The sequence below is a fragment of the Mycobacterium sp. M26 genome, from assembly GCF_001494595.1.
Classification (GTDB): Bacteria; Actinomycetota; Actinomycetes; order Mycobacteriales; family Mycobacteriaceae; genus Mycobacterium.
The window spans coordinates 324,552-344,957 of sequence record NZ_LN929908.1 but is presented as its reverse complement, the minus strand read 5'-3'; the positions used below and the strand labels follow the sequence as shown (position 1 = coordinate 344,957).

Annotated in this window: 18 protein-coding genes; 5 read left to right on the top strand and 13 right to left on the bottom strand. The window is 67.3% G+C overall.

All coding sequences use genetic code 11. From position 1 onward, the window contains the following. Positions 1-24 precede the first annotated feature (24 nt). Positions 25-1,386, bottom strand: a complete 1,362-nt coding sequence (locus BN3385_RS11110; RefSeq protein WP_156432720.1) for an HNH endonuclease signature motif containing protein — start codon at positions 1,384-1,386, stop codon at positions 25-27. 96 nt (positions 1,387-1,482) lie between these two features. Further along, positions 1,483-2,511 (bottom strand): LLM class F420-dependent oxidoreductase, encoded by a 1,029-nt coding sequence (locus tag BN3385_RS11105; RefSeq protein WP_059016837.1) that lies wholly within the window; start codon positions 2,509-2,511, stop codon positions 1,483-1,485. Between the two features lie 62 nt (positions 2,512-2,573). Here BN3385_RS11105 and BN3385_RS11100 point away from each other — a divergent pair, with 62 nt between their 5' ends. After that, entirely contained in the window at positions 2,574-4,070 is a 1,497-nt protein-coding gene (locus BN3385_RS11100) for an acyl-CoA carboxylase subunit beta (RefSeq protein ID WP_059016836.1), read from the top strand. Here BN3385_RS11100 and BN3385_RS11095 read toward each other — a convergent pair. Genes BN3385_RS11095 through BN3385_RS11085 form a run of 3 tightly spaced genes read right to left on the bottom strand, consistent with a single transcriptional unit; the run spans position 4,060 to position 6,517 of the window. After that, positions 4,060-5,103, bottom strand: coding sequence for a TIGR03857 family LLM class F420-dependent oxidoreductase (locus tag BN3385_RS11095; RefSeq protein ID WP_059021807.1), 1,044 nt, complete (start codon positions 5,101-5,103; stop codon positions 4,060-4,062). The genes BN3385_RS11100 and BN3385_RS11095 overlap by 11 nt on opposite strands. Next, positions 5,100-5,474 (bottom strand): ester cyclase, encoded by a 375-nt coding sequence (locus BN3385_RS11090; protein WP_059016835.1) that lies wholly within the window; start codon positions 5,472-5,474, stop codon positions 5,100-5,102. Before BN3385_RS11090 ends, BN3385_RS11095 begins: the two co-directional genes overlap by 4 nt. Beyond that, the gene (locus BN3385_RS11085; RefSeq protein WP_059016834.1) at positions 5,471-6,517 is read right to left on the bottom strand and encodes a phosphotransferase; all 1,047 of its coding nucleotides are present in this window, start codon (positions 6,515-6,517) and stop codon (positions 5,471-5,473) included. The genes BN3385_RS11090 and BN3385_RS11085 overlap by 4 nt, the downstream gene beginning before the upstream one ends. A gap of 37 nt (positions 6,518-6,554) precedes the next feature. On the opposite strand from BN3385_RS11085, the gene BN3385_RS11080 reads away from it, so the two are divergent. Continuing rightward, positions 6,555-7,163: a TetR/AcrR family transcriptional regulator gene (locus BN3385_RS11080; protein ID WP_059016833.1), complete on the top strand. Its 609-nt coding sequence runs from the start codon at positions 6,555-6,557 to the stop codon at positions 7,161-7,163. Here BN3385_RS11080 and BN3385_RS11075 read toward each other — a convergent pair. Genes BN3385_RS11075 through BN3385_RS11065 form a run of 3 tightly spaced genes read right to left on the bottom strand, consistent with a single transcriptional unit; the run spans position 7,151 to position 10,321 of the window. Beyond that, the gene (locus BN3385_RS11075; RefSeq protein WP_059016832.1) at positions 7,151-8,281 is read right to left on the bottom strand and encodes an acetylxylan esterase family protein; all 1,131 of its coding nucleotides are present in this window, start codon (positions 8,279-8,281) and stop codon (positions 7,151-7,153) included. The genes BN3385_RS11080 and BN3385_RS11075 overlap by 13 nt on opposite strands. After that, positions 8,259-9,875 carry a flavin-containing monooxygenase gene (locus BN3385_RS11070; RefSeq protein ID WP_059016831.1) on the bottom strand — a complete coding sequence of 539 codons (1,617 nt, stop codon included), beginning with the start codon at positions 9,873-9,875 and terminating at the stop codon, positions 8,259-8,261. The genes BN3385_RS11075 and BN3385_RS11070 overlap by 23 nt, the downstream gene beginning before the upstream one ends. Next, the gene (locus tag BN3385_RS11065; RefSeq protein WP_059016830.1) at positions 9,872-10,321 is read right to left on the bottom strand and encodes a nuclear transport factor 2 family protein; all 450 of its coding nucleotides are present in this window, start codon (positions 10,319-10,321) and stop codon (positions 9,872-9,874) included. Before BN3385_RS11065 ends, BN3385_RS11070 begins: the two co-directional genes overlap by 4 nt. Positions 10,322-10,409: 88 nt before the next feature. Between BN3385_RS11065 and BN3385_RS11060 the strand changes: the two genes are divergently transcribed. Further along, a complete protein-coding gene (locus BN3385_RS11060; protein WP_059016829.1) occupies positions 10,410-11,618 on the top strand; it encodes a cytochrome P450 in 1,209 nt (402 codons plus the stop codon). Here BN3385_RS11060 and BN3385_RS11055 read toward each other — a convergent pair. After that, positions 11,615-13,078: an aldehyde dehydrogenase family protein gene (locus BN3385_RS11055; protein WP_082690691.1), complete on the bottom strand. Its 1,464-nt coding sequence runs from the start codon at positions 13,076-13,078 to the stop codon at positions 11,615-11,617. The two genes, BN3385_RS11060 and BN3385_RS11055, sit on opposite strands and share 4 nt — an antisense overlap. Positions 13,079-13,212: 134 nt before the next feature. On the opposite strand from BN3385_RS11055, the gene BN3385_RS11050 reads away from it, so the two are divergent. Both BN3385_RS11050 and BN3385_RS11045 read left to right on the top strand, forming a co-directional pair. Then, complete coding sequence (locus tag BN3385_RS11050) at positions 13,213-14,427, top strand: CaiB/BaiF CoA transferase family protein (protein ID WP_059021805.1); 1,215 nt, start codon at positions 13,213-13,215, stop codon at positions 14,425-14,427. After that, on the top strand, positions 14,414-15,565 hold the full coding sequence (locus BN3385_RS11045; protein ID WP_059016827.1) for a thiolase family protein: 1,152 nt from the start codon (positions 14,414-14,416) through the stop codon (positions 15,563-15,565). The genes BN3385_RS11050 and BN3385_RS11045 overlap by 14 nt, the downstream gene beginning before the upstream one ends. Positions 15,566-15,709: 144 nt before the next feature. On the opposite strand, the gene BN3385_RS11040 is transcribed toward BN3385_RS11045, so the two are convergent. From BN3385_RS11040 to BN3385_RS11025, 4 genes are read right to left on the bottom strand one after another with little or no spacing between them, the layout of a single operon-like run. Beyond that, positions 15,710-16,906 (bottom strand): acyl-CoA dehydrogenase family protein, encoded by a 1,197-nt coding sequence (locus BN3385_RS11040; protein WP_059016826.1) that lies wholly within the window; start codon positions 16,904-16,906, stop codon positions 15,710-15,712. Between the two features lie 11 nt (positions 16,907-16,917). After that, on the bottom strand, positions 16,918-17,958 hold the full coding sequence (locus BN3385_RS11035) for an acyl-CoA dehydrogenase family protein (RefSeq protein ID WP_059016825.1): 1,041 nt from the start codon (positions 17,956-17,958) through the stop codon (positions 16,918-16,920). Beyond that, on the bottom strand, positions 17,959-18,792 hold the full coding sequence (locus BN3385_RS11030; protein WP_059016824.1) for an amidohydrolase family protein: 834 nt from the start codon (positions 18,790-18,792) through the stop codon (positions 17,959-17,961). Beyond that, positions 18,789-20,405 carry an acyl-CoA synthetase gene (locus BN3385_RS11025; protein ID WP_059016823.1) on the bottom strand — a complete coding sequence of 539 codons (1,617 nt, stop codon included), beginning with the start codon at positions 20,403-20,405 and terminating at the stop codon, positions 18,789-18,791. Before BN3385_RS11025 ends, BN3385_RS11030 begins: the two co-directional genes overlap by 4 nt. Between the last annotated feature and the right edge of the window lies 1 nt (position 20,406).

Genomic DNA, 20,406 nt, shown 5'->3' with positions numbered 1-20,406 from the left:
CCTCAAGTGCTCGCAGACATGAATTCATTCCCGCCGCGGTCCTTCGCGTTTCCTGAGAAAGCGCTCCGGGTGGTGGTACGTGTTGGTGCCGCCAGGCAGTGGCAGGTGCGGCGGCGGGGTCCATTCGGTGTCGCCGTTGGGAAGTTTCCGGGTGTTCCAGCCACCGTTCTCCACCAGCAGGTTGTCGCACCGGCAGGCGAAAGCGAGTTCGTCGACGTTGGTGGATCCGCCGTCAGACCAGTCCTTGGCGGCATGGTGCACTTGACAGCCGTAACCGGGCACCGTGCAGCCGGGCGCGGTGCAGCCACGATCCCTGGCGTGCAACACAATTCGCTGGTCTGCCGAAGCCAGCCGCTTGGAGCGGCCCAGCCACAGCGTCTGGCCGCTCACCCCGTCGAACAGGGCCAGGTAGTGGTAGGCGCGGGAGGCCATCCGGATGACGTCCTCCATCGGCACCAGCGCACCGCCACCGGTGACACCGTGCCCCGTGCGCTCCTGCAGTTCCTGCAACGTCGCCGAAACCACGACTGTGACGGGCAGGCCGTGGTGCTGCCCGAGCTTCGGATCTCCCAGCGTGGAGCGCAGCACCGCCATCAGTGCGTCGTGGTGGCGTTGGGCGACCGTGCGGGTGTCGGCAGCGACCTGAGCGGCAACCGGCTCACCGTCGGTGACCGCGGTCTGGTCGGCCGGGTTGCACATCCCGGGGGCACCGAACTTGGCGAGCAGGGCTTCCAGATACGCCCGCAGTTCCGGGGTGGCACAGAGCCTGGCATCGGTCATACCGTCAGGACGCTGGCGGCCCAGGATGAACCCGCGCTTGCGGGCCCGGTCCTGATCGCTGAACGTGCCGTCCGGGTTCAGCTCGATGGCCAGCCGGTCGGCGAGCCGGGCCAGCTGGTCGGGCCGCAGCAGCCGCGCGTGCTCGGCCAGGAACGCCTCGGCCTTCTCGCGTTCGGCCTCGGAGACGTCGAACGGAAGGTCGGCCAGGAAGCGCTGGATGACGCGCACGTGTTCGCCGTCCAGATCCCCGGACCGCCACGCCTCGGCGGTGGCGGGCTGGCGGGGTGCCAGTGTTTCCCCGGTCAGGGTAGTGCGGTCGGCGAGGGGTTCGGTGACGCGTGCGCGCCGGCGCGCTTCGGCCGGCGAGACCCGCAACCAGTCGGCCAGCACTTTCGCTGACGATCCGCCGACCTCGCCGACCGAACGTTGGCCGAGTTGGTGGCTCACGTCATGGGACACCACCGTGTGCCGGCGAATGGCCTTCTCCGTCAACGCCGCCAGATGCAGGAGATCCGCGACGTCCAGGCCGGTGAGGTCGAGTCCCATGACCGCATCGAGGGCGGTGTTGACCGAGGCGAAAGCCTGCACCACATCACTCGAAAGCATGTTCGAAACGATACCGCCGCCCACCGACAACCACCGACACACCGATGCCGGCTGTGGACAAACTCCGGACTGTGGAAAACCTTGCCGAACAACAGCTCAGACCGAACGGACCTCATCGAGGAACGCACGCACGGTGGACTCCGGTGTCCCCGGGGGCAACCCGACCATCACCCGGTCGATGATCCCGTCGCAGCGGGCCTTGAGTGCTGCGGCGAGCTCATCGACCGGGGCGACGACGGCGAATGTCGCCAGGATCTCGTCGTCGATGAGCGTGCCCATCGTGTCCCACTGCCCCTCCATCGAGAGCCGATGCAAGTCGGTCTGCAGATCGCCCCAGCCGTGCAGTTCGAGGACCTTGCGATAGGCCGGAGTGGAGGCGTAGAAGGCGATCTGCTTGCGGGAAGCCGTTGCCGCGACGGCAATCTCGACCTCGTTGGTACCGGTGACGACGAACACCGGGGCGAACATCTGGAAGTCGTCGCGGCTGCGTCCGGAGGCGTCCAAACCGCGCTGGACGGCCGGGACCGTCACGTCCTCGAAGTAGCGCTTGGTGGTGAACGCGTGCGCGATCATCCCGTCGGCCACCTCGCCGCACAGCTCGGTCATCAACTCGCCCACCGCGGCGATCAGCACCTTCGGTGAGCCGTACGGGTGCGGCTCCGGAGTGAACATCGGCGTCATGAGCCGATGGGTGTAGAAGTCGCCGTCGAAGCTCAGCTTGGTGCCGTTGTGCCAGCTGTCCCAGATCGTGCGCAGGGCGACCACGAACTCGCCCATCCGCTTGACCGGCTGGCTCCACGGCATGCTGAACCGCTTCTCGATGTGCGGCTTGATCTGGGTGCCGAGGCCGAGCAGCAGCCGGCCCTGGGAGTAGTCCTGCAGATCCCAGCCGACGTTGGCCACGGTCATCGGATTTCGGGCGAAAGCCACCGCGATGCTGGTACCCAGTTCGATCTGGGAGGTGTGTTCGGCGGCCAGCGTCAGCGGCAGGAACGGGTCGTGGTTGATCTCGGCGGTCCAGCAACCGTCGTAGCCCAGCCGCTCCAGTTCAGCGGCCGCCCCGGCCACCTCGGCGAGCCTGCTGATCACCCCGCGGTCGACCTTGAGACCACTACCCGCCGCCATGGCGGCAGACGCTACAGTAAGCAATTCAGTATGGTCAACGCGCGCACGGTTAGGACACCTCGATGAACAACGCGCAGGACTGGCAGGACACGCTTCACGATCTGCACCGCCGACGCCAGCATGCGCAGGCGATGGGCGGCGAGGAGCGCCTCGCCAAGCATCGCGGCAAGGGCAAACTCGACGCCCGGGCGCGCATCGACCATCTGCTCGACGACAACAGCTTCCAGGAATTCGGCACGCTGGTCGGCGGCGAGATCGCGGCGGACGGCATCGTCGCGGGCGCCGGACGCATCGGGGGCACACCGGTGATGGTGGGTGCCGAGGACTTCACCACGCTGGCCGGCTCGATCGGTCCCGGCGGCAACGCCAAACGCTATCGGCTGGCCGAACTGGCGCTGCGCAACAAGGTTCCGCTGGTGATGCTGTTGGAGGGGGCCGGATTCCGGCCGCGCGGTGAGCACTACGGGCGCAGCCCCACCGACCTCATCGCGCAAGCACAGTGCTCGGGCAAGGTGCCCACCGTGTCGGCCGTTCTCGGCCCGTCGGCTGGCCACGGCGCCCTGGTGGCACCGGTGTGCGATTTCAGCATCATGAGCGCCCAGGGCGCGATCTTCACGGCGGGCCCTCCGGTGGTGAAAGAGTCCACCGGAGAGGATATTTCGAAGGAGGACCTCGGCGGTCCCGAGGTTGCCCTGCATAGCGGCGTGATCCACAACTACGCCGAGACCGACGAGGCGGTGCTCGACGACATTCGCCGCTACCTGTCCTACTTCCCCTCCAGCGCATGGTCATATCCGCCCACCCGCCTCTACGACGACGCCGCCGCACTGCGCCCGACACCGGAACTGCTCGACATCATCTCCCGGGACAACCGGCGGATCTACGACATCCGGACCGTCATCGACGTGGTGGTCGACGAACCGGACTGGCTGGAGATCCAGCCCAAGTTCGGCCCGGCGATCATCTGTGCGCTGGCCCATCTGGGCGGCTATCCGGTGGCTGTCGTGGCCAACCAACCGACCAAGCTGGCCGGGTCGATCGACGCCGACGCCGCCGACAAGGCAGCACATTTCATCACGGTGGCCGACTCGTTCCACCTGCCGATCGTGTTCCTCGCCGACAATCCCGGCATGCTGCCCGGCAGCCGGTCCGAGCGCAGCGGCGTCCTGCGTTCGGGCGCCCGGATGTTCGCCGCACAGACCGCGGCCACCACCCTCAAGCTCCATCTGACGTTGCGCAAAGCGTTCGGCTTCGGCTCGATGGTGATGTCGCTCTTGGGTTTCGACAATCAGGTCGCCACCTTCGCCTACCCGGGAGCCACCATGGGTGCGATGAGTGCGGCCGCGCTCAGCCGGGCGTCGCACGCCGACGAGGACGTCACCGAGACCCTCAAACAGATGGAACTCGAGGCGTCATATCGCTCGGCGAGCACCCTGGGGTTCGACGAGTTGATCTCACCGGAGGAGACCCGCAACGCGCTGTTGCTGGCCCTGCAGCGCGGAATTTACAGCCGCCAGGAAGCCGCCGAACCGGTGGCGCGCACCGTCATCACGCCGTAGCGCGATACGCGGCGACCACCGGCTCCAACTCGTCGGGGGTGGCGCCGTGCATGATGACCGCGTCGGCGCCGTAGTCGAGTTCCTTGCGTACCCGGTCCGCGCACTGCTGGGCCGACCCCGTCGCCGCGGGCTCCAGCCATTCGTCGGGAATCAAGGTCGCGATGTGCTCGATCTGCTCGGCGGTGGCCTTGTGGTCGATGCCGCCACCGATCGACTGCACTACCGCATCGGCCCGGAAACGTTCCAGTACAGCCGGATCCCACTTGTTCGTGGTGACCAGCAGGTCCCCGTAACCCTGCAGGTAGGTCGCCAACCGGGCCACGGTCTTCTTCAGCCGCAACTCTTCGGGTAGGTGGTCGCCGACGGTGGCGAAGCAGGACCACACCCGCACGCTGTCCGGGTCGCGGCCGGCCCGCTCGGCGGCGTCCTTGACCGTCTTGACGCACCGCTGCAGCGTCTCCGGGGTGAAGTAGGTGTGCAGGATGACGTCGTCGAACGCCCGGCCACCGAGTTTGAGGGTGTTCGGGCCGAACGCCACCAGGGCCAGCCGGATGTCCTCGCGGAAATCCGGGTCGAGGAACAGGATCTGGTACTTCCCGATGGGTCCGTCGTGATTGAAGATGATCTCGCCCTGCCACAGCCGGCGCATCACCTGGGCGAAGTCCTCCATCTGGGCGGTGGTCACCGCGGGGATGCCGAACGCCGAGTAGATGGCCCCGATGCCGCGCCCGATGCCCAGGGTGAACCGGCCGCCGGAGAGCCGGTGCATGGTGGTGGCCCAGGAGCCGGTGATCAGGGGATGGCGGGTGTTGTGATTGGTTGCGGCCGTGGCGATCTGCATCCGGGTGGTCACGGCGCAGGCCGCACCCACCAGCGACGAGGCCTCCTTGACGTTCCAGCGCTCGGAGATGAACGCCGTGCCGAAGCCGAGTTCCTCACCCCTGCGGGCCTCGTCCATCAAAGTCGCGGGCCCCTCGCCCCCGGCACCGGCCAACAGGTAGTAGCCGAGCTCGTCGAGTACGCGTTCGCTCACTTCCACTCTCCTTGTTTGTAACCACAGTTCCAGACCTCGACGATGCGGCCGTCGACGACGCGGAAGATTTCCATACTGCCGATACAGAGCTCGGTGCCATCGGTGACCCGCATCGGCGACTGGTAGACCAGTGCCACATGCTCACCGTCATCGCCGGCGACGATCAGGTTCAGGTCGAACCGGATCTCGTCGAACATCGCACAGGTGTCCACCACCCGTTTGACAGCCTCGTCATGGGTCAGGACGTGCACCTCGCCCACCTCATGGCGAATCACGCTGTCGCCCAGCAGTTCCTCGGCCAGCGCGAAGTCACGGGTGTTCCAGACCACCAGGTTGTACAGTTCCACGACCTCGCGTGCGCTGCGGCTCATGCGAACTCGTCCACGGCGTCGATGTCGTCGATTGCGGCGACCGACCGGTCTGTCAGCGTCAAACACAGCGACCGCGCCCGCGGCGGAAGCGAATCCCAGCCCAGCAGACTGACCACCGGCATCAGCAAGAGGTAGGCAACGGCCATCCGGTAGTGCCGCCAGGCCTGATCGAACGGATACTCCACACCGGTCAGAGCAGTCAGGTAGGAGCGCAGCAACACGTCATCCCTGCCGCGCCGGACATCCGACGGCAGACCCTGACTCACGAGATACGCGATATCGGCCGGTCCACATCCCCGGCAGGCGAATTGAAAGTCGACGACCTTCAACCGGTCCCCGGCGAAGAACATGTTGTCGGCGCGAATGTCACCGTGCAGGAGCATCGCCCGCTCGGTGAGCGCAGCCAGCGCGGCAGGGGCGCACTGATCGAACCGCTCAGCGAACGAGGCCACCCGTGGCGGGACGCTGGACGTGGTGTGTTCCCGATAGATCTCCCACCCCGGGGCGAAGACGTTCACGAGCAGGTCACGCACAGTCGGCATGTCCATGGCCGGAAACAACGGCAGCACAGCACTGTTCGATGGCTGCACCGACCAGCTGTGCAGCCCGGCCAGCGCGTCGATGGCCAGTTCAGCGCGATCCAGCGACAAACCCGCGAGATGATCGGCGTTGTCCCACCCGCCCAGATCCTCCAGCAGCAGGACGAAGTCGACGCCGTTGTCGTCGATCATGGCGAGGTACACCTGCGGGGTGTCCATGCCACGCCCGGCGACCTGCGAGTAGAACGTCAGTTCGCGACGGTAGCCGCCGAGCATCTCCATCGCCCCACGGGCCTCGGAGTCGGCGGGGAGCTTGGCGATCACGGTCGACGGCACTGCCCCCTCCCCGGTGAGGTGCAGCCGGTATACCAACGCCGAGAAGCCGCTGTCCTCGGCGATCCGCTCGGCCACCAGGTCAGTCACGGCGGCACCCAACGCAGCGCTGAGCCAGGCTGGGTCGATGTCCCCGATTCCCGAGGGAATGGTCACCGGGGCTGACGTCATTCCGGCAACATAGTTGTCGTGTGTTTAATATGCAAGGGTGCCCTCGCCTGAGCGCGGCCTGACACAACCGCAGCGGGTCGAGACTTCTCGACGCCGGCTGATGGAGGCTGCCGCCAGCCTGATCGTCGAGAAGGGCTGGGACGCAACGACTGCCGCCGAAATCGGCCGGCGCGCCGGATACAGCCGCACCATGGTGCACGCCCGCTATGGTGGTAAGGACGCGATCCTCGAGGACTTCGTCGACCTCTACATCAGCCGGCTCAACCCGGACCCGGACCCGGCCTCGACCGGTCTGGACCAGGTGCTGGCCCACATCGACCGGATCCGGGACCTCTATGCCAAGGACCCGGAAGTGCTGCGGGCGATGTTCGTGGCGAACTTCGAGGCCCTCAAAACCACCTCGCCGCTGCGGGAGCGCGTCAACAGTCACCTGTCCACCGCGGTGCGGAAGGTGACGGCCAGTCTGCGGAAGGGCATGCGGGACGGGTCGATTCGCCCGGGCATCGACGTGCCCGCGGCCGCCGCGGACATCACGGGAGCCGCCTTCGGAGCCGCGTTCCTGTGGATCGCGCTGCCCGCCCGGTTCGATGTGGACCGCGAACTCGCCAACGCCCGGCAACGGATCATCCGGGACTACGGCGTCTGACCGACACTGTCGCGGAGGTCGGACAGAAACTGGGCGGTCTCGGATTCCACTGACCGGGACAGCAGATGCCCGACGTGTCCGCCGTCATGCCAGTGCAGCTGTCCGCCCCAGTGTTCGTGCAGCGCCAGTGCACTCTGCCGGTAGGCCATCTGGTCGTGCCAGGCTCCCACAATCAGGCGCCGGTGCGGAGGCGGTAGCGGGTCAACCGCGAGCGGGTCGATCACCGAGGTCACGTCGGCGACGATGCCGGATGTCAGTGCCGCACTGACCTCCTCGGCTGCCGAGCCCCACCGATGTAGATGCCGGGCGATCATCCCGTTGAGGCCCAGGATCGGGGTGTACAGCGCCACCGCGTCAACCCGGTCATCAAGTCCGGCCACCAATGCGGCGACCGCACTGCCCAGCGAGAGCCCCGATACCGCAATGGCCGTCGACTGCGGCTCGAGCCATCCGATCAGCGCCCGTACCTCGGATACCGCCCGGATCATGCCCGCGACGTTGGTGAGGGGATCGGTCGCCGGATACTCCGGCCAGCGGCCCCGGCGCGGACCGTGTCCGGGCTGGACGGGCATCGCCACGTTGAACCCCAGATCGCGATGGATGCGCCCGGCTCGGGCCACCAGGATGTCCGACATGCCGCCCTGGCCGGCACCGTGCACCCACACCAACCAGGGCCGCGGCCCGCCGTCGTGGCGGAACAACACCGCCTCGGCGGTGGACGGGCCGGCGTGCCCCTCGGCCGCCAGCACCGGCACCAGCTGCGGATCGTGCTCGAACGTCAGCCGCTCATAGGACAGTGCACCGGCGTTGATGGGCCGTATCGTGTTGACCTGCAACGGGTCCGGATCCCGGTGTGCACCGGCCACACCGAGGCCGGCCAGTTCACGGGCGGCCTCGGCGTAGTCGCCCACCGGCCTGCGCAGCTGCGGGGGCGAGGACAGCAACGTCATCCCGGTGACCACCAGTTCGTCGACGGCGACCTCGGCCATCTGGCGTAGGCCGTTGACGGACAGCGCGTTCCAGTCTGACGACTGCTGCAAAGCGGCGACCGAGCGTGGCAGCACGCCGCCGAAGGCGCCGGCCAACCGCACCGCGTCACGCCAGGGTGAAGCCGGCATAACCGTTGTCCGCCACCTCGTCGCACCGTCTGCGGTACTCCGGGATTCCCGCGGTGTAACCCATGTACATCCTCTTCTTGCCGGGCACGTTCGCCCCGTTGTACCACGAGTTGCAGCTGGGGTGGACCAGCACGGTGGGTGCCACCAGGGATGTGGTGTGCTCGATCCAGTCCCGTTGCGCCTCGGGCTGCGCCTCGATGGTGCGCACGCCACGCTCCCGCAGATACGTGATGCAGTCGCCGATCCATTCAACGTGCTGCTCCATCGCGGCCACGAAGTTCGTGGCCGCCGACGGGCTGCCCGGCGCCTGCACGATGAACAGGTTCGGGAAGCCGGCGACCGCCAGACCGAGGTAGGCGACCGGGCCCTGCTGTGCCCAGACGTCACGCAGCACGATCCCGTCGCGACCGCGGACGTCGATGCGGCTCAGCGCCCCGGTCATGGCGTCGAACCCGGTGGCGTAGATGATCGCGTCGAGATCGAAATCGCCTTGCTCGGTATCGATCCCGGTGGCGGTGACGGTCCGGATCGGGCCTGCCCGCAGATCGACGAGGGTGACGTTGGCGCGGTTGAACGTCTGGTAGTAACCCTGGTCGATGATGGGCCGCTTACATCCGAAGGGATGGCTGGGCACCAGCGCCGCGGCAGTCTCGGGGTCATGGACGATGCGGGCGATCGCCTCGCCATACAGCGCGGTGGCCATCTGGTTGGCCTCGATGTCGAAGAAGATGTCACCCCAACTCAGCGCGCCCACGATGCCGCGCTCGTCGACCGCGCGCCGTCGTTCCTCCGCGGTGGCGGACATGATCGGCGGGCAGCCGAGCATGTCGATCAACACCGAGAATGCGCTGAGCCGTGCCGCGCCCACCGGGTGCGCGCGCTGTGCCGCGCGGATCTCGCCATAGCGGGATTTCATCTCGTCGAGTTCACCGGGCGCCAGGTCGCGCACCGACCAGGGCAGCGTGTAGGCCGGTGACCGCTGGAAGACGACGAGCTGCTCCACGTGCGGCGCGATCACCGGAATCACCTGCACGCCGGTGGAACCCGTGCCGACGATACCGACCCGCTTGCCGGTCAGGTCGACGTGCTCGCGCGGCCATCGACTGGTGAACAGCGAGGTTCCGGTGAACTGGTCGATGCCGGGGATATCGGGCTCCAGGGGCGTCGAGAGTATGCCCGACGCGGCGACGACGAAGGGGGCGACGTAGCGCTGTCCCGATCCGGTCTGCAGTTCCCACTCGGCGGCCGTCTCGTCGAACGTCATCGCCACCACGTCGGCGCCGAAGCTGATGTCACGGCGCAGGTCGAGTCGGTCGGCGACGAAGTTCAGGTAGGCCTCGATCTCCGGCTGGGCCGGCATGGTCTGCGTCCACACCCACTCCTGCTGGATCTCCTCGGAGAAACTGTAGGAGTATTCGATGCTCTCGATATCGCAGCGCGCGCCCGGATATCGGTTGAACAGCCATGTGCCACCGACGTTGTCGGCTTTCTCCAGCACCCGGGCCCGAAGACCGAGCTGGCGAAGCCGGTGCAGCATATACAGCCCGGAGAAGCCGGCCCCGATGACGAGGACGTCCAAACGCTGCCGGCTCACCCGGGCGCGCCTGAGAACCGCAGCAGGGTTCGGGTCAGGTGCAGGCTCGTGATGAGCCAGACTCCGTCGCGCTTCTCGTAGGTCTCGCGGTAGTGCCCGGCACCGTGCAGCTGGTTGCCGTCGGGAAAGAACAGCAGGTCTTCCATCGCCCAGATGCCGGTGGCGGTCGTCGGTGAGGTCAGCGTGATCTCCGGGGTGTGGCAGTGATGGACGGTCGCGACACCCTCCAGCGTTCCGAGGACCATGGGGACGAAGTTGTCGACGCCCTCGATCGGCGGCCCGGTCTGCCCGTCGGCCCCACCCGTCGATACCGCGGCGTCGAGCAGCACCGTGAGGTCGGGAGCGAACAGTGAACGCCAGCCGTCGACGTCCCTGGTGTCCAGATAGCGGCAGTAGCGCGCCTTAAGCGTCCGGATGGCCTCGAGCTCATCTGCCGTCGATGTCATCGCACACCCTTCGCCGCCTGGGGTACTTCTCTGATGTGAGTTACTGTAACATTTACAGTAAATCCAGCCGGTGGACTGAGGAGAAGACGTGGACAGTCCGGTCGAGGACACCGAGGTCGTCGACAGTGCCGAGCTGCTGCGCAACCCGTACCCGATGTTCGCCGCGCGGCGCCGGGAGTCGCCGGGCATCTTCGAGGGTTCGGTCATGGACTGGTCCAAGGCGGCCGAGATGCGCCCACCGAATATGTACGCCGCGGTGTCCTTCGACGCGGTGAACCGGGTGTTCCGGGACAGCCAGGCCTTCAATTCGCAGATCTACGACTCGACGGTCGGGCTGTTCATCGGGCCGACCCTGCTGGCGATGGAGGGCCGCACCCACTGGCAGCACCGCAACCTGGTGTCGGCGGCATTCAAGTCAAAGTCGTTGCAGCGCTGGGAACCAATGATCGTGCGACCGGTCGTCAATGAGCTCATCGACGAGTTCATCGCGGATGGGCAGGCCGATCTGGTCACCCAGTTCACCTTCGAGTTTCCCACCCGGGTGATCACCAGGCTGCTCGGCCTGCCCGAAGACGACCTGCCCTGGTTCCGGCAGCGCGCCGTCGAGCTGATCAGCTATCACATCCGCTACCAGCGGGCATTCGAGGCGTCCGCGGCGCTCAAGGACTACTTCCTCCAGCAGATCGAAATGCGCCGCTCGGCGCCCACCGAGGACATCATCGGGGACCTGGTGTCGGCGGAGATCGACGGCGAGAAACTGTCCGACGAGGCGATCTACTCCTTCCTGCGACTGTTGCTGCCCGCCGGGCTGGAAACCACCTACCGCTCCTCGGGCAATCTCCTCTACCTGCTGCTGACCCATCCCGACCAGTTCCGGGCGGTGCAGGCCGACCGCGAGCTGCTCGCGCCGGCCATCGAAGAGGGTCTGCGCTACGAGACCCCGCTGACCACGGTCCAGCGCTCGGCCAACACCGACACCGAGATCGAAGGGGTCGCGATACCCAAGGGTTCGGTGATCGACGTCTGTATCGGCTCGGCCAACCGTGACGAGAAGCGCTGGGAGAACGCCGAAGCGTTCGACATCTTCCGCAAGCGCCTGCCGCACATCTCCTTTGCCGCCGGCGAGCACACCTGCATGGGATTGCACCTGGCCCGGATGGAGACCCGGGTAGCCGTCGAAACCCTGCTGGACCGGCTCGCCGACATCACCTTGGTGACCGACGACGCCCCGCACATCTGGGGTCAGCCGTTCCGGTCGCCGACGGCACTACCGGTGACATTCACCGCTGCCGGTTAGGCGGGACGGGGGATCCGGCAGCCGATCGTCTTGGTTTCCAGGTACTGCTGGAAACCCTCGATGCCGCACTGCCGTCCGACCCCGCTGTTCTTGTACCCGCCGAACGGAGCATCGGCGCCGTAGAACATGCCGCCGTTGACGCCGAAGGATCCGGTCCGGATGCGGCGCGCAATCGACATGCCACGCTCCATCGACCGGGACATCACCGCGCCCGCGAGACCGTAGGGACTGTCGTTGGCAATCCGCACCGCATCATCGTCGTCCTCGAAGGGCAGGACGATGAGCACAGGACCGAACACCTCCTGCTGGGCGATCGCCGCGCTGTTGTCCACCCCGGTGATGACGGTGGGCGCCACCCAGTGCCCACCGGCGAGCTCGCCGGGTAGTCCGTCGACCTCGGCCCCTCCGACGGTGATCTCGGCACCGCCGGCCCGCGCGCCGTCGATAGCGGCCAGCACGCGCTGCTTTTGCGCGGCGCTGATCAGCGGCCCGACCAGAACGTCCGACCGTACCGGGTCGCCCACTGGCACAAGCGAATACGCTGCGGTGACATCAGCGACGGCCTGGTCGTAGAGCGAGCGGTGCACCAGCATCCGGGTGGTGGCCGCGCAGGCCTGACCGGCGTGCACGCACACCCCGACCGCTGTGGGGACGATCGCGGCGGGGTTCGCGTCGTCGAGGACGATCGCCACCGACTTGCCGCCGAGTTCCAGGAACATCCGCTTCATGGTGTCCGCGCCCTGGCGCATCAAGAGCTTGCCGACGGTGGTGGACCCGGTGAACGAGATCAGGTCCACCCGCGGATCGGTGCCCAGCATGGCGGCCACGTCGTTGGCCGGTGTCGGCACCACGTTGACCACGCCCGGCGGGATGTCGGTGTGTTCGGCGATCAGACGGCCCAGCCGGGTGGCGTTCCACGGGGTGTGCGGGTCGGGCTTGAGGACCACGGTGTTCCCCGCGGCCAGTGCAGGCCCGAGCTTGTTGAGGATGACCTCGATCGGGAAGTTCGACGGAGTGATAGCCGCGACGACACCGACGGGCTCCTTGACGACGGTGCGCACATTGCGTTCCCCGAAGAGACCGCCGCCGTCCAGGGCACGCTCCCACTGGAAGTCGTCGATCAGGCCCGCGGGGTAGCGCAGCGCCTCGGCCAGCGGCCAGTCCAGCTGGGCCGACTGTGTGGTCAGCTGGGGACAGCCGGTCTCGGCGATGAGTTCCTCACGCAGGTCTTCCTTTTCGGCCTCGATGGCGTCCTGCAGCTGCCCGAGCGCACGTCTGCGCAGGGCGCGGTTGGTGGACCAGTCGGACTCGTCGAACGCCCGGCGGGCCGCCCCGATGGCCCGATCCATGTCCGCGGCGCCCGCGGCGGTCGTCGTCCCCAGCGGCGCCCCGGTGGCCGGACTGGCGTTGACGAACTGCTCCCCCGACGCCGACAACACCAGCTCACCGTCGATCAGCATCCGTGATTCGGCCCGCCGGGCCGCCCTGCGGCCCAGTTCGACGCTCGAATCCACGACACCTCCCAGCCGAGTAACTGTAATTGTTACAGTAGTTTATTCAGAACTTCCGAGGAGGCGCCTGCGTGATCAAAGTGATGGATGGCTTCCGGGTGCTGGAGGTCGCACAATTCACCTTTGTCCCCGCCGCCGGCGCCATCCTGGCCGACTGGGGTGCCGACGTCATCAAGGTGGAACATCCGGTACGCGGCGACACCCAGCGCGGCTTTCTCTACATGGGCGGTTTCCAGCTCAACCCCGAACGCCATCCGCTGATGGAGCACCCCAACCGGGGTAAACGCAGCGTCGGCATCGACATCTCCACGGCCGAGGGACAGGAGGTGCTCTACGAGATCGCCAAGACCGCCGACGTGTTCCTGACCAACTACATGCCGGGAGTGCGTCAGAAGAACAAGATCGACGTCGAGCACATCCGCGCGGTCAACCCGAACATCATCTACGCCCGCGGCAGTGCCTACGGCGACAAGGGACCGCAGCGTGACGTCGGCGGCTACGACGGGACGGCGTTCTGGACCCGCAGTGGCATCGGCTATGCCCTGTCACCGGCCGACCTGGGTGGCATGCTGGCCCAGGGCATTCCGGCGTTCGGCGATTCGATCGGCGGAATGAACATCGCCGGCGGAATCTCGGCGGCGCTGCTGCACCGCGAGCGCACCGGCGAGGCCCTGGAAGTCGACGTGTCGTTGATGAGCACAGCCTGGTGGGCGGCGGGTGCGAGCGTGACCCAGGGCATGGACACCGGTGAGTGTATGCGGGCCGAGATGCCGAAATCCGGCGGCTCCCAGTTCAATCCGTTCCTCGGCAACTACGTCGCCTCCGACGGGGGGACGATCAACCTCTGCATCGTCAGCCCGACCGGTCTCATCAGGGACACCTTCGAGCATCTGGGCATCCCGGAGGCGGCCGACGATCCCCGGTTCAGCGACGTGATGCCGCTGATTCAGAATGCCGAGGCGGCCAGCGAGCTCATCGCGGCGGCGATCGGGGCCAAACCCTTCGACTACTGGCGCGAGAAGCTCAAGACCATGCGCGGCCAGTGGGCGCCCTACCAGAGCCTGGTCGATCTGGCCGCCGACGAGCAGGCGATCGCCAACGACATGATCGCCGAGGTGGAGGCCGCCGACGGCGGGGCGCCGTTCAAGGTGGTCCGCGGCCCGGTCCAGTTCAACCACGAGCCGCTGGAAACCACCAGGGCACCACAGGCTTCCGAACACACCGAGATCGTGCTCATGGAGATCGGCCTGGACTGGGACCGCATCGAAGCCCTCAAGGAGTCCGGTGCCATCGCCTGAGGTCGCCATCATCGGTGTCGGCCTGCACCCGTTCGGCCGCTTCGAGGGCAAGTCCGCGATGCAGATGGGGGTGGATGCCATTGTCGCCGCGGTGGCCGACGCCGGCCTCGAGTGGCGCGACATCCAATTCGCCACCGGGGGTAGCTGGACGGTCGCCAACCCGGACGCCATCGTCGGCATGGTGGGGCTCACCGGCATCCCGTTCACCAATGTGTTCAACGCGTGCGCGACCGCGGCCAGCGCCGCGAAAGCCTGCGCTGACGGAATCCGGCTGGGCGACTACGACATCGGGATCGCGATCGGCCTGGACAAGCATCCGCGTGGTGCGTTCACCGAGGATCCCGCGCTGGTGGGTATGCCGCGCTGGTATGCCGAGAACGGCCAGTACCTGACCACGCAGTTCTTCGGAATGAAGGCCAATCGCTATCTGCACGAGCACGGTATCTCCCAGACCACACTGGCCAGGGTGGCGGCCAAGAACTTCCGCAACGGCGTGCTGAACCCGAATGCGTTCCGGCGCAAGCCGATCCCCGAGGAGGAGATCCTCAACTCACCGATGCTGAACTACCCGCTGACCCAGTACATGTTCTGCGCGCCCGACGAGGGTGCGGCCGCAGTGGTGATGTGCCGGGCCGACATCGCGCACCGCTACACCGCCAAGCCCGTCTATCTGCGGGCGGTGGAGGTGCGTACCCGCCGCTACGGCGCCTATGAGGTCAACACCACCTTCGCCCCGGTCGAGGAGGACGTCGCGCCGACCGTCTACGCGGCCCGCGCCGCCTTCGAGAAGGCCGGTGTGGCACCGCAGGACGTCGACGTGATCCAGTTGCAGGACACCGACGCCGGCGCGGAGATCATCCACATGGCCGAATGCGGGTTCTGCGCCGACGGCGACCAGGATCGGCTGCTGGCCGACGGCGAGACCGAGATCACCGGGTCGATGCCGATCAACACCGACGGTGGGCTGATCGCCAATGGGGAGCCCATCGGCGCCTCGGGCCTGCGGCAGATTCACGAGATCGTCCGGCAGTTGCGCGGCCAGGCCGGCGACCGCCAGGTTCCCGGCGAACCGAAGGTCGGCTTCACCCAGCTGTACGGCGCCCCCGGCACGTCCGCCGCGACGGTGCTGACGCTCTAGTGACTCGAGTCAGAGATTCAATCCCGCCTCACGACTTCGCCGAGGCTGAAGTTATCGCGCAAAAGTGCGAGTAGCCAGCACGACAGTTACAGCCTCGAGGCAACGTGCCACACGCGAGGGCCTAGGAGTTGACGACTCAGGGCTCTAGGTCTTCTTGACCGGTGCGGCGTAAGCCGGTTTGCCCAGCCCGAGGACGTACTGGGCGATCATGTTGCGGAACACTTCCAGTGTGCCGCCGTAGATTCCGGACAGCGGCGCGAACCGGTAGATGTACTCGGCGGCCCCGTCGTCGGGCGCCCCGTCGGTGCCGACCGGCAGCGCGGCCGCGGTCCCGAGCAGGTCCATCAGGTCCGGTGCGATATCGCGCATGGTCTGCGACAGCGCCACCCTGCCGTAGATGCCCGGTGCGCTGAGGGCAGCCTCCAGCCGGGCCGCACTGCGGCCCAGTCGGTAGGCCACCGCCCCGTCGTCGACCGCGCGCCGGCCGTCCGCATCGGGCTGCCCGACGGAAGCGCCGGCCCGGTCCACCGCCGTGGCCATGAACCCACCCTGGTGCATCATGATCGACACGTCGGCCAGACCGTCGGCCGCGGCTTCCACCGCACCGTGCTCGGCGTTCAAGGGCTCCCGCAGAACCGTCCAGCCGCCGTTGACCTCACCGAGCCGGTACTTGTCGTCGACGCGCACATCGCTGTAGTACACGATGTTGGTGCGGTCGCCGTCGACGGTGCGGATGCCCTGGATCTCGATACCCGGGCTGTCAAGCGGGACCAGAAACATGGTGAGGCTCTGATGTTTCGGCGCAGTCGGGTCGGTGTTGGTGATGAGGAAGACATACTGGCAGTTGTGCGCCCCGGTGGTGAACATCTTGGAGCCGTTAATGATCCAGCTCGATCCATCCGCTTCCCGAACCGCGCGGGTCTTGCAGGTGGCGATGTCGGAGCCGCCCTCGGGTTCGGTGTAGCCCAGGCACAACCGGATGTGACCACTGAACACCCCCGGCAGCACCTCGTCGCGAAGCTCCGGTGTGCCGAAACTCGCCACGGATCGGGCCACCATGGCGGTGGTCCCCCAGGTCACCCACGGGACATGCGCGCGGCGCTTCTCGAGTTCCCAGATCCGGCGGCGTACCCGGCTGAACCCGCCCTCGGAGGTGGGCTTCCACTCCTGCTCCAGATAGCCGCGCGCGCCGAGGGCCAGGTGCACGCCCTCGTGGAAGTTGTCACCGGTCTCCCGGTCGTGGCGGATGACGTCCTCGGTGACCTGCGAGCGCAGGAAGTCTCGGACGTCGGTGCGGAAGTCCTCGTCCTCGGCGGACAGTTCGACGCGGGAGAAGTCCATGATGTTGCCTCCTAGGCGCTTTCGCGTGCGGCGATGAGGTGGGCGACCCGGGTGGCACTCGCGGCCGGGTCACCGCCTGCCAGCGCCCAGCCGCGGGCGCGGACCAGGTAGGCGGTCGCGGCGGCTTCGGCCGACACCCCCAGACCGCCCTGGATGTGCACCGCCATGGTGGCCGCCCTGGCCGCCTCCTCGGCCATGAACACGAAAGCCGACGGCGCGAGATCGGGCCGCTCGTCGGGCTCGTTGTCGAGGAACCAGGCAGCCCGGCGAGCCAGGTTGCGGCCGCTTTCGACGGTGATCACCATGTTGGCCAGCGGATGCGAGATGGCCTGCAAGGTGGCGATCGGAACACCCAGCGTGTAGCGGGTTTTGGCGAACTCCGCGGCGATGGTCATGGTGGCCTCCACCAGTCCTACGAGTGCGGAGGCCATCAGCAGCCGCCATTCATCCAGCGCCCGTTGGTATTCCGCCAGGGCGGACGACCCGGAGGCAATGACCACCCGGCTGTCGGCGGCAGCCGGGTCCACCCATGCCATCGGCAACTTGCCGAGGTTGTCGACCGTCGCGGGCCGGGTGCCGAACGTCAGCCGGACCACGTCATCGCCGTCGCGTACCACGATGTGGTCGGCGACGGAACCGGTCGGGACCAGGCGTCGGCCGGGGCTGTCGTTCTGCCGGGTGTCGAAGCCGACCACGGTGGTGCCGCCGACAATGTCCGCAGAGTCCAGTGCGCCGAGGCGGGCGAGCAGCCGGGCTGCACTCACGTGATCGATCCACGGCACCGGCGCCAGCGATCTGCCGATCTCCTCGGCCACCAGGGTCAGGTCGACCAGGGTGGCGCCGTCCCCGCCGACCTCCTCGGGCAGAGCCATGGTGGTGGCGCCCATGGCGCACAGGCGTTCCCACAGATTCTTGTCGAAACCGGAGGCCTCGGCGGCCCGCACCGTCTCGATCGGGCAGGACGAAGTGAAGAACTGCCGATAGGCACTCTGCAGATCAGTGTGGTCCTGGCTGAGGCTGTAGTCCAGCCGCCGCAGTTCGTAACGGTCCATTCAGCGCTCCTTGAAGAAGAAGTCGTGGGCGTTGGTGTAGAGGTAGTTCTCGAGGACCTCGGGCGGCAGATCGAGGGCGAGAGCCTCGGGGACCACCCGGCTCATCTTCAGCACCGGCCAGTCCGACCCGAACATCACCTTGCCCGCTCCGCGGGTCCGCATGTAGTGCAGCAGGCTCTCCGGCAGCCGTTTCGGTGACCACGCCGACGTTATCAGCCGCAGGTTCTCGTACTTGATGAGCAGCCGGATTGCCACGTCCCACCATGGGTCGGCACCGTGGATCATGCACAGCCGCAGTTCGGGAAAACGCACGCAGACCCGGTCGAGGTGGATCGGGTTCTGCACCTCACCGGGGATCGGCGGGCCGGGCAGTCCGGTATTGAGGCACAACGGCAGGCCCAGTTCGGCGCACTTGGTGTAGAGCGGGTAGTAGACGGCGTCACTCGGGGGGTATTGCGCATCGCCCCAAAAGCTCGGTCCCACAGCGGCATACACGACCGGGAGATCGGCGACAACCGCCGTCAACTCACGCAGGGTGGGCATCGGCCGCAACAGATTGAGCCCACCCATCGCCAGCGCGAACCGGTCCGGCCGTGCCTCGACGAAGCTGCGGGCGGTGGCGTGCGGGGTGGTGATGTTGTCCATCAGGATGGCCTTCTGCACGCCGTAGGCGTCCATCTCGTCAAGCAGCTGCGACAGCTCGACGGGGGCGAACATCGACGCCGGGCCCTTGAAGTAGTCGTCACGGACCTTGAGCATCCAGCCGGGTTGCTGCGCGGTCTCACCGAAGTGAACGTTGACCAGTCCGTCGATGACGGCGGGGCGACCGCTCATTGCAGCACCGCCCCATGCTGTGCGGCAACGGCTTTCGCCCACCGGTAATCGGCCTTGCCGTTGCCCAGTCGCTTCACCTCGTCGACCACGATGAACTCCTTGGGGGCTTTGTACCGGGCCAGCTGGGCGGTGCAGTGGGTGCGCAGATCGTCTCCGGCAACGTCACGGTCACCCAACGCGACCAGCGCCACCACCTCCTGGCCCCAGCGCTCGCTGGGCCGTCCGACCACCAGCGCGTCGGCGATGGCCGGGTGGGCCCGAAGTACCTCCTCGACCTCCTCCACAAAGACTTTCTCGCCGCCGGTGTTGACCACCAGCGAGTCACGTCCGAACAGCCGCAGGGAACCGTCGGGGGCCAGCGATCCGCGGTCACCGGAGATCACCACCCGCTGGCCGTCGACGACCGGGAAAGTGGTCCGGGTGGCCTCGGCATCGTCGAAGTAGCCCAGCGGAATTCGGCCGCTGCGCGCCACCCAGCCGACCTGATCCTCACCGGCCCGCAGGAACCGGCGGTAGTCGTCGGCGAGCACCAGTGCGCCGTCGCGCAGTTCGAAGGTGTCCTTGTGCTCACCGCGGGTGCTGCGACCGAACCCGACGTTGCCGGTCTCCGAGGACCCGTAGCCGTTGATCAGGATGATGTTCGGCAGCAGGTCCAGCAGTGCGCGTTGATGGGTGGTGTTGGTGGCGGCCCCGCCGGTGGCCAGTGCGTAGAGCGAGGACAGGTCATAGCTTGCGGAGCGGAGTTCGGCGACCAGTGGCGCAGCGTAGGCGTCGCCGACCATCGTCATCATCCCGACCTTCTGCCGCTCGGCGGTCGTCAGTACCCGTTTCGGGTCGAACTTCGTCGAGTCGTAGAGCACCACGGTCTGGCCGTTGAGCACACCGGCGAACGCCGTCCACATGCCGGCGGCATGCATCAGCGGCGATACCGCGAACCAGGGTGGCCCGGGTGTCCCCAGTCGGGCGTGGATCTCGCCGGCCGACTCGTGGTCGGCGCCGTTCATCGAGATCGCGTAGGTGTCGGCCTGGCGCCACATCACGCCCTTCGGGCGGCCGGTGGTCCCGCCGGTACAGATCATCATGATGTCGTCGGGCGAGGCGGCGATTCTCTGGTCGGTATCGCCCTGCGCCAGCGCGTCTTCCAGTGGGACCGCGCCCGGCAGTTCCGGGGCGGGGCTGCCGTCGTCGACGGAGATCATCAGCCGGGCGCCGGTGGGCGGGAGGACGTCGGCGAACCGGGCCCCGAGGCTGCGGTGGTAGATGACCGCCGTCGGCTTGACGTAGGCCAGCAGTTCGCCGACTTCACGTGGCGTGTAGTGGTAGTTCACGTTGACCGGGACGGTGCGCGCCTTCAGGCAGCCGATGACCGCCTCGGGGTAGCGGTCGTTGTGCATGATGAGCGCGACCCGGTCCTGCCCGCACTCCCAGTTCTGGAGCTCGGCACGTTCCCGGTGGGCACCCAGGCCCTGGGCGGCAAGGAAGTTCGCCAGCCGGCGGGTGAACTCGGCAGCCTGCGCATAGGTGGTGACCCGCTGTCCGCAGACCGTCATCGGGCGGTCCGGTATGGCCGCGGCGACGGCGTCCAGGACCGCTCCGATTGTCCACTCCGGCATG